The organism is Streptomyces sp. NRRL F-5755 (genome assembly GCF_001279365.1).
Lineage (GTDB): Bacteria > Actinomycetota > Actinomycetes > Streptomycetales > Streptomycetaceae > Streptomyces > Streptomyces rimosus.
Genome location: NZ_LGCW01000273.1, coordinates 27,797 through 40,155, shown reverse-complemented (window position 1 = coordinate 40,155; position 12,359 = coordinate 27,797). Strand labels below are relative to the sequence as shown.

Below are 12,359 nucleotides of genomic sequence, written 5' to 3'. Positions count from 1 at the left end.
GTTCTCGTGCCGCCAGTGGCTTCCTGCTCGTACCTCATGCCAATGGCTGCCGCCCGCCCATTTCAGTGATTGGAAGAGGAATCCCCGCATGCCCACTCCCACCCTGCTCCGCTCCGTCCGCGTGACCAAGACCCACAAGCTCTCCGCCGCCGTGCTGGCCGCCGCCGGTGCGACCGCGGCCCTGACGGTCCCCGCCGCGACCGCTGACGCGCACGCCGCCGCCGCGCCGGCCGCCGTCAAGAAGGTCTCCGCGAACGGTCAGCCCGCGGGTGCGAAGGCCGAGGCCGCCGAGTCCAAGGCCGGCGACGCCAAGGAGACCACGACCCTCGCCGACTCGGTGAAGATCACGGCCGTGGCCGCCCAGGGCCACACGGCCAAGGAGGCCGCCAGCCGGGCCGCCGACCGCAAGCCGGTCGAGCCCGCCAAGCCGAAGTACGCGAACAACCTGGACGGCTGGATCAAGGAATCCCTGGCCATCATGAAGGAGAAGGGCATCCCCGGCAGCTACGAGGGCCTGCACCGCAACATCATGCGCGAGTCCAGCGGTAACCCGCGCGTGGTCAACGACTGGGACATCAACGCCAAGAACGGCATCCCGTCCAAGGGCCTGCTCCAGGTGATCCAGCCGACCTTCGAGCGCTACCACGTCGAGGGCACCGCCAACGACCTGTTCGACCCGGTCGCCAACATCACCGCCGCCGCCAACTACGCCGCCCATCGCTACGGCTCCATGGACAACGTCAACTCGGCGTACTGAGCCCGATGAGCAGGCTCGCGCGACCCCCGTACCGCACCGCCCGGGACCACCCGCCCGGGCCGGGACGGCCACGGCCGCGGCCGCGGCACACGAGAGCGCCCCAGGACCACGGTCCAGGGGCGCTCCGTCGTCTGCGGGGAAGCCGTGCGCGCGGCGGCGGTCACAGCCGCCCTTCGCGGTCCTCCAGGTCGTCGATCTCCCGCTCCGCCTTCGCCAGCTCGGAGCGCCGCCGGGAGTACGCGAAGTAGATGACCAGGCCGATCAGGAACCACACCGCGAAGCGCACCCAGGTCTGCCACTCCAGGAACGTGATCAGCCAGAGCGAGAAGACCACGCCGATCGCGGGCACCACCGGCATGCCGGGTGTACGGAACGTGCGCGGCAGGTCGGGCCGCTTGTAGCGCAGCACGATCACCGAGACGCACACCACCACGAAGGCCAGCAGGATGCCGATGTTGGTCAGCTCGGCGGCCTCGCCGATCGGCAGGAAGCCCGCGATGGCGGCGGAGGCCACGCCCACGATCCAGGTCACCCGGGTCGGCACGTGCCGCCGCGGGTGGGTCTTGGCGAACCACTTCGGCAGCAGTCCGTCGCGGCTCATCGAGAACCACACCCGGGTGGCACCCAGCATGAAGGTGAACATCACCGTGAGAATGCCGATGATCGCGCCGACCGCGATCACATCGGCCAGGCTGCTCAGCCCCACCGACTTGAACGCGCTGGAGAATCCGCTCTCCGGGTCGATGTCCTTGTAGTTCTGCATGCCGGTCAGCACCAGGCAGGCCAGTACGTACAGCACCATCGAGATCAGCAGCGAGTACAGGATCGCCTTCGGCATATGGCGCTGGGCGTCCTTCGATTCCTCCGCCGCGGTGCTCATCGCGTCATAACCGAATACCGCGAAGAAGACGGTCGCGGCGCCGGTGAAGGCGCCGCTGACGCCGAAGGGGAAGAACGGTGTGTAGTTCCCGGTCCTGATGTGGAAGAAGCCGACGCCGATCACCAGCAGCACGACCAGGACCTTCAGGCCCACGACGATCGTCTCGAAGCGCGCCGCGTTCTTGATGCCCAGGGTCAGCAGATACGCGATGAGCAGGCACAGCGCCGCGGCGAACAGGTCCACCCGGTGCCCCTCACCGGTCCCCGGCGCCCCCAGCATCCAGGCGGGCAGCTCCACCCCCATTTCGCCGAGCAGGAAACTGAAATAGCCGGAGATGCCGATCGCGACCACCGCCACGATCGCCGTGTACTCCAGCAGCAGGTCCCAGCCGATGAACCAGCCCGCCAGCTCGCCGAGCACCGCGTAGCCGTAGGTGTACGCCGAGCCCGCCTTCGGGATGAGCCCGGCGAACTCCGCGTACGAGAACGCGGCCGCCGCGCTGGCCACGCCCGCCACCAGGAACGACAGCAGGACGGCGGGCCCCGCCTTGCCGTTGGCGACGGTCCCGGCGAGCGTGAAGATGCCCGCGCCGATGATGCCGCCGACGCCGATGGCCGTCAGCTGCCACAGTCCGAGCACCCGGTTGAGCTGTTCGCCCGAGCCGCCTTCCGTCTCCTGGATGAGTTCGATCGGTTTACGCCGCCACACTCCCTGCCCCGCGCGCATGCCCACACCACTTCCTCTCCGTCGTCGCCCGACGGCCGATCATCATGGCCCTTCGGGGGCGGCAGGGGAAGGAGATCCTTCGGTGCGGCGGAGTGGAACCGGGGAATCCGGGCACCCGGGGCGTGAGCACGGACAGTCGGCTCGTACACCGGCAGGCTGAAGGAGCGGTCATGACGAATCACACGTACCGGGTGACGGAGATCGTGGGCACGTCCCCGGAGGGCGTGGACGCCGCGATCCGCAACGGCGTCCAGCGGGCGGCCCAGACGCTCAGGGGCCTCGACTGGTTCGAGGTGAAAGAGGTGCGCGGCCACATCGTCGACGGGGCGATCGAGCACTTCCAGGTCGGGCTGAAGGTCGGCTTCCGGCTGGAGGACGCCGAGCAGGGCTGACGCGGGCCCGCGGCGCCCGCCCGGACCTGGGGCCGGGCGGGCGCCGTGTCGTGCCCGTACGGGGCCGCCGTCACGAGTACCGGGTGACCAGCCCCCGGCGGCGGAACGAAGCCAGCATCCGGCCCAGGAAGAACAGGGCCAGGACCAGCAGCGCGGCGGTGCCCAGCGCGGCCACGGCCAGCTCGTGCCACGGCGTGGGCCCGTCCCCGGCCAGCGCGCGCCCGGCCGCGAAGACATGGGTGGTGGGCAGGGCCTCGGCGACCGGGCGGAGCGGCGCCGGGAGAGTCGAGACCGGGTAGAACACCCCGGACAGGGGCATCACCACCGACAGCCCGCCCCAGACCAGGGCCTCGGCGCCGCTGCCGTAGCGCAGCACCAGACCCACCACCGCGAGGGCCACCGCCCAGCCGCAGAGCAGCAGCAGCGCCGCCACGGGGATCAGACCCAGGCCCAGCGTCGTCACGTCGAAGGCGTACGCGGCGAAGGCCAGCGAGGCCACGGCGAGGGTGCTGAGCGCCGTACGGACCAGGGCGAACAGCCCCACCCCGGCCAGGTACTCCCAGCCGCGCAGCGGCGTGGTGAGCAGCCCGATCACATTGCGTGACCAGGTCTCCTCCAGGAAACCGGTGGCCAGGGAGATCTGCGTCTGGTGGACCAGGTGCCACAGCACGGTGCCGCTGAGCAGGAACACCGCGAGCGTGGGACCGGTGCCCAGCTCCGCGCCGCCCGTCTGCGTACCGCCACCCGCCGCCTTCGCGGCGAACAGACCGATCGAGCCGTACAGCAGCGTGTCGACGACCGGCCAGACCAGCACGTCGAAGATCCGGTGCGGGCTGCGGCGCAGCACCAGCCAGTGGCGGCGGGCGACGGCTCGCACGCGGTGGGCGCTGGCCGCGGCCGGGCCGCGCAGGTCGGGGGCCTCCGTGGCAGTCATACGGCACCGGCTTCCGCCCGGCCCCGTCCGGCATGCTCGCGGTCCCGCTCCTCCGCCAGGTGCAGAAAGACCCCTTCCAGGTCCTGCTGCGCGAACTGCCGCGCCACCTCCTCCGGCGTGCCGTCCGCGGTCACCCGCCCGGCCGCCAGGAAGACCACCCGCTCGCACAGCCGCTCCACCTCGACCATGTCGTGGCTGGTGACCAGCAGCGCGGTGCCGTGCCGGGCACACAGGTCCAGCAGGCCGGTGCGCACCCGCAGGGCGATGTCCGGGTCCAGCGCCGCGGTGGGCTCGTCCAGGACCAGCAGCCGGGGCGTGTGCAGGGACGCCTTGGCGATGCCGACCAGGGTGCGCTGGCCGCTGGACAGCTCGGTGCCGATGGCGTTGGCCAGGTGGCCGATGCCGAAGTGCTCCAGGGCGCTCTCCACCGCCGCACGCGGGGCGCGCAGCCCGTACAGGTCCGCGTACAGCCGCAGGTACTCGTGCACCCGCAGCCGGTCGGGCAGCGGCAGATAGCCGGCCGCGAAGCCGACGCCGCGCATGGCGGCCGGCCGGCCGGCGGGCAGCCGGTGGCCCAGGACGTGCACGCTGCCGGCGTCCGCCTCGACCGCGCCCAGGCACATCAGCAGCGTGGTGGTCTTGCCCGCGCCGTTGGGGCCGAGCAGACCGACCCGCTCGCCCTCGCGCACCACCATCCGTACGCCGTCCACGGCCCGGCCCCTGCGGTACTCCTTGACCAGGTCGTGCGCCTCCAGGACGGGCGGCGGCGCGGTCATGCGACCGCCCCGGCGGACTCCGGACGGCGCACCGGCGACCACACGCGCTCGGCGCGCAGCGGCCCGCGCCGGGCCAGTACGCTCCCGTGGTCGGCGGCCAGCGGCGCGAGCTGCGAGCCGTAGCAGAGCACCACCTCCCGCTTGCGGGCCCACGCGTCGTCGTCCAGCACCAGGTCGTGCGCGACATCGAGGTCGTAACGGGTCAGCAGGTCCTGGTAGGAGAGCCCGTAGGTCGCGTCGGCGCCGAGGGCGCGGTCGGTGTCCGGGGTGCCCCACTCGGGCAGATGGCCGGTGTAGGGCAGGTCGGCGTACAGCAGCGGCAGCGGCGCGCCCAGCCCGTCCAGGACGCGCAGGGCGCGGTCGCGCACCCGCCGGTGGTCGCGCTGGTTGGTGCCGATGGGCAGGAGGACGAGCGGGAACGGCGTCGGCAGGGCGTTCAAGTAGGCGTCCAGGCCGGTCAGTTCGTCGTCATCGCCGTACGGGCCGTCGGGGTGGTCCAGGACGGCCTGCGCCACGCCGAGCAGGCCGGCGGCCCGCGCGTCCTCGGCGAGCCGGGCGCGGTGCGCCTCGGCGCCGGTGGAGAAGCCGCAGGTGCTGTCCCACCAGGAGACGGCGTGGTGGGCGGCGGGCGGGCCGCCGAAGACGGTCAGCACGGTGACCGGGGCGGGGAGCCGGGGTATCAGGCCGGCCAGGGAGAGGGCGGCGTCGTCGAAGTGCGGGGAGACGATGACGGTGCGCGGCGGGGGAGGCGTCATGCGGGTTCCTTAGTGCGGGGTTCTTGGCGGGGGCGGTGCGGTGGTGAGTACGGGGGCGAGGGCCGCGTCCCATGCGGCGTTGTCGCCCTGCCAGCGGCCGGGCGCCGCGGCGACGGTGCCCCAGGTGATGCCGGGGCCGAGCCGGTCGGCGTCCGGCGGTGCGGTGCGGCGCAGCCAGTGCAGCGCGAACCGGTGGCCGGGGTGCTCGGCCGCAATCACCGCGCGGAGCCGGCGCAGGTCGGCGGCGGTCAGCTCGTCCCAGGCGTCGTGGTGGACGTAGAGCACCCGCGCGCCGGAGCCGGCCAGCTCCCGCCAGCGCCCGGCCAGGGCGGTGAACTTGGCTCGTACGCGCGGCAGTTGCTCGTCGATGTCCCGCTGGGTGACGGGGGTGCCGGCGCCGGCAGCGGGGTGGAACTCGTGGTAGAAGCGGATGTCGCTGCCACGGTCCAGGGCACACCGGCCCTCGTCGAACGGCTCGACCAGGCCGGGGCGCAGCACATGGCGGAAGCCGCCCGCGACGGCCTCGACCACCGACTCGAAGTCGAGGTCCAGCCAGTCGAAGAAGTGGGCGCGGGTGACGCCGGTGATGCGGCGGATCTGGTACGTGGACTCGCAGTGGTAGCCGAGGCCCACGCAGTGGTCGTACATGCTGCTCGCTCCTTGTCCGCACTCGGCCACGCGGTCCCTGCCCCGGCTGGGAGGCGGGCGGCCGGTCATATGCGCAGCGGGCCGCGCCAGGTGCGGCCCGACAGGTACTCCGCCGCCGCGGTGGCGTTGGCCAGCCCGGCGCCCCGGGTGAACAGCGTCGCCGGGGCGTCGTCGGGCAGCGGCCGGGCCGGGGCCGGCCCCATGTCCACGGTGATCAGGCCCGGGCGCCGGTCCCGCAGCGCCCGCAGGACGCCGCGCTGCCAGGGGTCGCGCTCCGCGTCCCGGACGACCACCGCGAGCGCGCCGTCGTCCGGTGGCAGGCCGATCGCGGACGGCTCGGTGCCCGGCGCCACGTCGGTGGCGGAGGCCAGCGCCCCGAGGTCCCGGAGCGGGGCGTCCAGCCCCCACGGCGCCTCGCCCACCGCCAGGTTGGCCACGGTCGCCAGCCGTACGGTGTGCAGGCGGCGCCCGCCGGCCGCCCGGGGGACACCGGACACGAGCAGGGCGCGGCGGGCGGCGACCAGGCCGACGGGATCGCCGCCGGGCAGCCGCGGCTCGCAGGACGCCCCGGTGCGCCGGGCCGGGTCGGCCCAGGCCCGCAGCGACGCGACCCGGCAGGCGGCCTCCGCCACCCGCTCCAGGGTCAGCGTGCCCCGGTCCAGCGCTTCCTGGACGGCGTCGTGCACCTCGGGCAGCAGCTTCTCGCCGTCGGTCGCCCCGAGCACCACCAGGTCGGCGCCCGCGGCCAGCGCCGCGACCGCGGCACCTCCGTACCCCCAGCGCCGCACGATCGGCGCCATCTCCAGCGCATCGGTCATCACCACGCCCCGGTAGCCGAGCCGTTCGCGCAGCAGGCCGGTGACGATCCGCCGGCTCAGCGTCGCGGGCAGGCCGTCCAGGTGCGGAAGCCGGATGTGACCGGTCATCACCGCCTTGACGCCGGCCGCGATCCCGGCGCGGAACGGCGGCAGGTCCACCGCCTCCAGGGACGCGGCGTCCCGGTCGATGTCCGGCAGTTCGGAGTGCGAGTCGGTACGGGTGTCACCGTGGCCGGGGAAGTGCTTGACGGTGGCGGCCACCCCCAGCTCCTGGATTCCCGCTACGCACGCGGCGGTGTGCCGCGCCACCAGGTCCGGCCGGTCGCCGAAGGAGCGGACGCCGATGATGGGGTTGTCCGGGCGGGAGTTGACGTCCGCGCAGGGCGCCAGGCAGAGGTTGACGCCCTCGGCCCGCAGGTCGCGGGCGATCGCCGCGCCCACCTGCCGGGTGAGCGCCACGTCGTCCACGGCGCCGAGGGCGTGGTTGCCCGGGTGGACGCTGCCCCGGCGGTAGTCGAGCCGGGTCACGTCACCGCCCTCCTCGTCCAGCGCGATCAGCAGGTCCGGGCGGACCGCGCGGAGCGGCCCGGTGACCTCCTCGCGCAACGGCCCGGCGCCCGCGGGGAAGTTGGTGCCGAACAGGCCGACGCCCGCCAGTCCCTCGTCCGCCGCGCGCAGGATCCAGTCGGCGGGCGAACGGCCCGCGTAGGCGGGGAGCAGGCAGGCGTTGACCAGGGCTGTGTCGGCGCGCATGGGGGGCCTTCCGGTACGGGGGAACGGCGGCAGCCGGTGCGGAACGGGACGGCGGGCGGATGCGGCCCGGTGCAGCTCAGCCGTCGGTGCGGCGCAGCACGAGCCCGACGCTGCCGCGCTTGCTCAGGTACGCCCGGCCGCCGCAGACCGGCTCCACCCGGGGCGCGACGAGCCGGGTCTCCTCGACCGCCCGCCACACCGCGGAGGCGGCGAGCCACGGCCGCAGCCGGGTCTCCAGCGCCTCCGGCTCCAGGGCGAGGAACAGCAGGTCGGTGGGCAGATCGTCGAGGAGGGCCGGGTCCTGGCCGTAGTAGAGCATCTCGATCAGCAGGTACGCGGCCCCGGCCGGGCCGCTCTTGGCCAGCTCGGCCAGGTCCTCGGCGCCGACCCGGACGGCCGCGGTGCCGTCCTGCCCGGCGGCGAGCCGCGACCGGAAGTGCGGGTTGGGCTCGGTGGCGTACACGGAGAAGCCGTCCGCCGCGAGCCGGGCCGTCAACGCGCCCTCACAGGCGCCGACTTCCACCAGCGGCGCCCCGCCGGGCGCGCAGTGCCGCCGTACCCACGCGGCGGTCGCGTCCAGCCGCCGGGCCTCGTACGGCGATGTGGCGAACTCCCACGGGTCCACCACGGCGGCGGCCTCGTCGTCGAGGCTCGCCAGCAGCGCGAAGAGCCGTTCGCGCTCGCCGGGGTCGGCGGCGAAGAACCGTTCGGCGGCCGGGATGCGGGGCGTCTGCACCATGAACTGGGGCGACGGCGTGTCGAGCAGCGCGGCGGCCGCGGTGTTGACGAAGTCGAGTTTCGCGGCGATCTGTGCGCGGCCGAGCGGGCGGTCGAGGTCGCTGACGAACTGGAGGAAGGGGGAGTAGCCGACGGCGTGCCGCACGGTCAGCACCGTCGTGCTGCCGGACGGACCGGCGGCGTCCGCCAGTCCCGCGCAGGCGATGGCGGTGTCCCGGCCGACGCGGCCCCGGCTGCGCCGGTTGTCGGCGGGCGAGTGGGTCCACACACGGGCCGAGTGGCCGCCGGCGGCGCGGCGTACGAGATCGGCGAGGGCGTCGGGGCCGGGCGAGGCGGCGTCGTCCTCGGCGGACCGTACGTACGGTGCGAGCAGCGCGAGGCGTTCGGCGGGCGGCAGGCCGGCGGGCAGCGCGAGGATGTCGCCGCGGTCGGCGAGGACCACGGCGGCCGGACCGCCGCCGGGGTCGGGGTCGGTCAGGACGGAGAGGAAGTCGAGGACGGCGTCCTCGACCCGGAGTACGACCACGATTTCGATCATGGACCGGTCCCAGGTGCAGAGCTGGCGGGGGCGCGAAGCGGGAACCGTACGGCCGGGTGCGCCGTACGGAAGGGACCCTAACCGCCCCCACCCGCGTGGTCCAGACCAATGTGGTTGACGCTTGCATTTCGGCCGGTGCGGTGGCCGGAATCCGCTCCCCGGGGCCGGCGTGCTCCCCGGCCCCGGCTACGGAACGACCGTCACCGGCCACCGCCCGGCCTTGACCAGCCGTACCGCCACCGACCCCATGATCCGGTGCCCGGCCGACTCCGAGGCCCCCACCACCACGGCGTCCGCCGTCAGCTCGTCGGCCATCTGCACCATGCCCGAATACGGGTCGCCGCGCAGCGTGTGGAACTCCCAGCGCAGGTCGTACGTCCCCTGCACCCGCTCCGTCGCCGCGCGGATCTCCGCCATCAGCTCCTCGGCGACCTCGTTGGTGGCGTCCACGACCGGCGCGCCCATGGCCGCCCCGGCCGGCAGCACCGGCTGTACGTACACCAGGGCCAGCTTGGAGCCCTGCCGGCGGGCCAGCCCCGCCGCGTAGGCGGCGGCGCGCCACGACGAGTCCGACCCGTCGACGCCGACGACGATGACCTTGGGACCGTCCGTACCGCGCTCGAACTGCGCGGGCGTGTTCTCCTCCACACCAGGAGGTTATCGGGCACTGCCCTCCGCTTCTCCGCCGGGCCCGCGCGCCCCGGCCACTCCGGCCGGGGCGCGCGCCGCCCGGATCAGGAGCCCGCGCCGTTGCCGCGCTCCGGCAGCACCGGCCGCCAGGGCGCGAAGGCGCTCGCGTCGCGCGGCAGCATCGCCGCCAGCTCGGGGCAGTGCCGCAGAATGACCGAGTTCATCCCGCCGCGGGCGATCCAGTCCATGCCGAGCGGGGTGTACAGCTCCGGCCGGAAGTCGACGGTCAGGAACCGGTCCGACTGGATACGGCGGGTCGCCATCAGGATGAAGATCCGGAAGGCGGTGTCGCTGAAGCCGAAGCCCTCCGGCGGGTTCTCCGCGAACAGCCCCACCATCGTGTCCACCTCGTCGACATCGCGGTAGACCTCCCGCAGCCGCGCCACCGTCTCCGGATCGGAGCTGATGTCCTCGAAGCGGCGTACCCGCTGCTTGTGCAGCCCGGCGCGGAAGTCGTTGTAGCGCGGCACGCCGCGCCGCCGGGTCCGGGCGAGGTCGACCACCGACAGGTCGATGATCTCCCCGTCCCGCTCGAAGCGGGTCAGCGCCTTCGGGTAGTTGTGCAGCGTGATCGCGCCCGGGTGGGCGATGCCCAGCGAGTACAGGGTGTCGGTCAGGCCGGTCTTGCGGGCCACGCCCTCGGCCGCGACGCCCTGGATGTCGTCGAAGCCGACGGTCTCCACGCGCTGCCCGAAGCGGTGCTCGCGCAGCTCGTAGTCGTCGGGGATCAGCGGGTGCATCCGGTAGACGGTGACGAAGTCCTCGGTGAGGGAGTACGGCACCTTGTGGTGGTCCGGCAGCGTCTGCGGGATGCCGCGCAGCGCGTGCGCCTCGACGAGCCACAGCCCCAGCTTGCTCAGCCAGTTGTCGGGCGGGCCCTGCCAGTTCGTCTTCAGGCCGATGTCGATGGCCTCGGTGGCCAGGATCGCCGGGGTCCACTCCACGGTGTGGATCTTCGCGATCAGCGCCGAGACGATCAGCCGGGCGGTGTGGTACACCCGGTCCTGGCTCATCGTCGGATACTCGGCGTGCAGCGCGTCGCACAGCGCGTTGTGCTCCCGGGCGAAGAGCGTGTGCATCACGCTCAGGCCCAGCCACCAGTTCTCGTTGAAGCCGGTGAGCGGGATGCCGTTGGCGCCGACCGGCAGGTGCCCGTCCTCCAGGCGCAGCTTCGGGCCGTCCGGCTCGCGCAGCGACCGCGCGGTGGCCTCATCGCCGCCGTACACTTCCGAGCCGTCCCACCACGGCGAGGTGGTGTTGGTGAAGAGCAGCGGCGGCTCACCGGGTCGCTGTACGCCGATGTTCTCGGCGAACCGCATCACGTCCTCCGGTGGGCCGCCGGGCGTGTTGGTCCAGGCGCTGCCGGGCGGCATCGGGATCTCCACCGCCCGCTCGCCCGTCTTGTACCGCCGGTGGTTGACCCAGTCGTGCACCTGGAACTGGATCCACGCCGCCGCCAGGATGTTCAGCGAGGACGCCGGCCGGAACGCCGTACGGTGCAGCAGCTCGCGGGCGACGGTGACCGGGTTCGGCACGTCGTACAGGTCGGGCCGGTGCACCGGCGCGAGGTTGCGGCCGAAGGTCGAGCCGATCGCGCCCATCCGCGGTTCGGACAGGTCGGTGGAGGAGCCGTCGTACGTACGGGCCGTCCGCGCGCCCTCGTCCACCGTCTCCGGCACCGGCACGGCCCGCGGCGGCGCCTCGGGGACCTCCGTGTCGATGAGGTTGAACCGGCGCAGCGCCTGCCGCAGCGCGACCAGGTTCAAAAGGCTCAGGTTCAGCGGCAGCCGGTGCCACGGCACATACCGGTTGACCGCCCGGAAGGCCGCCCGCACTGGCACGCCCAGCACGGTGTTGCGCAGTGGCTCCTCCGTACGGAAGCGGGTGCCGAGCCGGTGCCCGGCGCTCGCCCGGTAGGCGGCCTTGCGCGCCCGGTTGAGATTGCCCAGCGGGCGGAACTCGTCCGTCGTGTGCCACGGGTTGAACGCCGACGCCTCCACCCGGCGGGCCGCCGCACGGGCCTCGGCGGTCGTCACGTCCTGCCGCGGAATGACCAGCCGCCCCACCGGGACCACCGGCGCGTCCGCCTCCCGCCACGACGCCGCGCCGTCCTCGACGGGCGTGTGCTTCTCGTTCACGAACCGCTGCACACACAGCTCGAACTCGACGTCGGCCAGCGCCAGCCGCCCCGCCAGCTCGTGGCGCAGCAGGTCGGGGTCGTGCCGGTCCGGGCGCGGCGCGGGGGCACCGCCCGGCGCGGGCCGCAGCTGGTAGCGGACCGGACCGGCGTCGCCCCACATGATCGCGCCCCGGCTCCAGTACGTCTCCCGCGCCAGCGAACCGACCACATGCCGGGTGGCGGCCTGCACATTGCGGCGCATCCGCGTCGCCGTACTCCAGCCCACCGCCAGCGGCAGCTTCACCAGCAGCCCGAACGCCTTCTGCACCGGGTTACGGGCCCCCGCCATCGCCTTGGCGAACGCCACGAACTCCCGCGCGTCGCGCGCGTGCGACACCGGGAAGTTGGTGGCGAGCAGATCGTGGGTCTCCTCCGCCGACACCTCCACCCGTACGGCGATGCCCCGCAGATCGGGCGCGATGTCCGGCTGCGCCGTACCGCTCGCGTTCGACAGCCGCACCACCGCCGGGTACTGCGCGCCCGGCTGCACCCACCCCGAGGCCAGCCCCGCGGGCAGCGACTCGTCGAACCGCAGCCGGGCGTTCTCCACGCCCAGCGCCGCCTTCGCGTGAAAGGCCCGCTCGACCCCGTGCGCCCCGCGCCCCCGGTTCTTCAGCTGTACCGCCATCAACTGCCGCGCCAGCTCGTCGAAGACCACCCGCTCGGCCTCCGGACTGCCGCCCTCGTACGTCTCGTACTGCGTGTGACTCACGGTGTCGGCCATGGCAGGACACCCTCCGTACGGGAGAAGAGCGCATGACGCTACTCGTCTCCT

At 73.6% G+C, this 12,359-nt stretch carries 11 protein-coding genes; 2 read left to right on the top strand and 9 right to left on the bottom strand.

The features are described from left to right. The first annotated feature begins 88 nt into the window (after positions 1-88). The gene (locus tag ADK86_RS25705; protein ID WP_053698720.1) at positions 89-757 is read left to right on the top strand and encodes a transglycosylase SLT domain-containing protein; all 669 of its coding nucleotides are present in this window, start codon (positions 89-91) and stop codon (positions 755-757) included. Positions 758-917: 160 nt separating this feature from the next. Here ADK86_RS25705 and ADK86_RS25700 read toward each other — a convergent pair whose 3' ends face one another. Beyond that, a complete protein-coding gene (locus tag ADK86_RS25700; protein WP_053698778.1) occupies positions 918-2,363 on the bottom strand; it encodes an amino acid permease in 1,446 nt (481 codons plus the stop codon). Between the two features lie 170 nt (positions 2,364-2,533). Between ADK86_RS25700 and ADK86_RS25695 the strand changes: the two genes are divergently transcribed. Next, entirely contained in the window at positions 2,534-2,755 is a 222-nt protein-coding gene (locus tag ADK86_RS25695; RefSeq protein WP_030597355.1) for a dodecin, read from the top strand. 70 nt (positions 2,756-2,825) lie between these two features. Here ADK86_RS25695 and ADK86_RS25690 read toward each other — a convergent pair whose 3' ends face one another. From ADK86_RS25690 to ADK86_RS25655, 8 genes are all read right to left on the bottom strand, one after another. After that, positions 2,826-3,689, bottom strand: coding sequence for an ABC transporter permease (locus tag ADK86_RS25690; protein ID WP_053698719.1), 864 nt, complete (start codon positions 3,687-3,689; stop codon positions 2,826-2,828). Beyond that, positions 3,686-4,465, bottom strand: a complete 780-nt coding sequence (locus ADK86_RS25685; protein WP_053698718.1) for an ABC transporter ATP-binding protein — start codon at positions 4,463-4,465, stop codon at positions 3,686-3,688. Before ADK86_RS25685 ends, ADK86_RS25690 begins: the two co-directional genes overlap by 4 nt. Further along, positions 4,462-5,220: a PIG-L deacetylase family protein gene (locus ADK86_RS25680; protein ID WP_053698717.1), complete on the bottom strand. Its 759-nt coding sequence runs from the start codon at positions 5,218-5,220 to the stop codon at positions 4,462-4,464. Before ADK86_RS25680 ends, ADK86_RS25685 begins: the two co-directional genes overlap by 4 nt. A 9-nt stretch (positions 5,221-5,229) precedes the next feature. Continuing rightward, positions 5,230-5,868: a DUF1796 family putative cysteine peptidase gene (locus tag ADK86_RS25675; protein WP_053698716.1), complete on the bottom strand. Its 639-nt coding sequence runs from the start codon at positions 5,866-5,868 to the stop codon at positions 5,230-5,232. Between the two features lie 65 nt (positions 5,869-5,933). After that, complete coding sequence (locus ADK86_RS25670) at positions 5,934-7,439, bottom strand: glycoside hydrolase family 3 protein (protein WP_053698715.1); 1,506 nt, start codon at positions 7,437-7,439, stop codon at positions 5,934-5,936. Between the two features lie 76 nt (positions 7,440-7,515). Further along, entirely contained in the window at positions 7,516-8,715 is a 1,200-nt protein-coding gene (locus ADK86_RS25665) for an SAM-dependent methyltransferase (RefSeq protein WP_053698714.1), read from the bottom strand. Between the two features lie 186 nt (positions 8,716-8,901). Then, complete coding sequence (locus ADK86_RS25660; protein ID WP_030597372.1) at positions 8,902-9,363, bottom strand: universal stress protein; 462 nt, start codon at positions 9,361-9,363, stop codon at positions 8,902-8,904. Positions 9,364-9,449: 86 nt separating this feature from the next. Continuing rightward, a complete protein-coding gene (locus ADK86_RS25655) occupies positions 9,450-12,308 on the bottom strand; it encodes a peroxidase family protein (RefSeq protein WP_053698713.1) in 2,859 nt (952 codons plus the stop codon). Positions 12,309-12,359 lie beyond the last annotated feature (51 nt).